The sequence below is a fragment of the Neisseria sp. P0021.S007 genome (genome assembly GCF_051956855.1).
In genome coordinates this window covers 1-683 of record NZ_JBQCXA010000547.1, presented here as the reverse complement: position 1 = coordinate 683, position 683 = coordinate 1, and the positions used below count along the sequence as shown (strand labels likewise).

1 protein-coding gene is annotated in these 683 nt (G+C 56.8%); it reads right to left on the bottom strand.

The annotated features are described in order from the left end of the window. A partial coding sequence (locus ACTHUR_RS14535; RefSeq protein ID WP_440399291.1) for an OPT family oligopeptide transporter occupies positions 1 to 683 on the bottom strand: 683 nt, incomplete at both ends.

Genomic DNA, 683 nt, shown 5'->3' with positions numbered 1-683 from the left:
GTACATACGACCACCAACAGCCAAGCCAAACCGCCGGAAATATGCGAGTCGCCGATAAAGTGGAAGAAGGACACGCCCAACACCAGCATCATCGCCAACACCCAGGCAATCATCGCCTTAGGCGACAAATCCTGTTCCGTGCGCTCGGTCATCTGCGCGCCGCCGAAATTACGGAAAGACAGGCGCATACCCTCGACCATCGGTTTCATCAAAGTCAACAGCGTCCAAATCGCCGCAATACCGATCGTACCCGCGCCGATAAAACGGACTTTTTCCTTCCACAAAGACATCGCAAAAGGAATCATCTCCATATCGGCAGGTTGCGGAATATGCGCCGACAGATAAGGCACGGCCACGCCCCAAGCAATCGAGATACCCAGCAAAATCGCGATACCGCCGGTCAGTCCGACCAAATAGCCCGCGCCCAACAAAGCCAGCGAAAAGCCCATCGGCACTTGGAACACCGACGCACCGCCTTTAAACCAAAAGCTCGCACTGTCCGCCACCACGCGCAAACCGCTTGCGCAGAAGCTCATCAAACCGGCCAATGCGCCGCCCGACACCAATTCCTTGATACCGCTGCCGCCTTCCTGCTGGTCCGCATCATGGTCGCCGACCTTCAAAATCTCGGCCGCCGCCACGCCTTCCGGATAAGGCAAATCGCTCTTCACCACCATCGCATA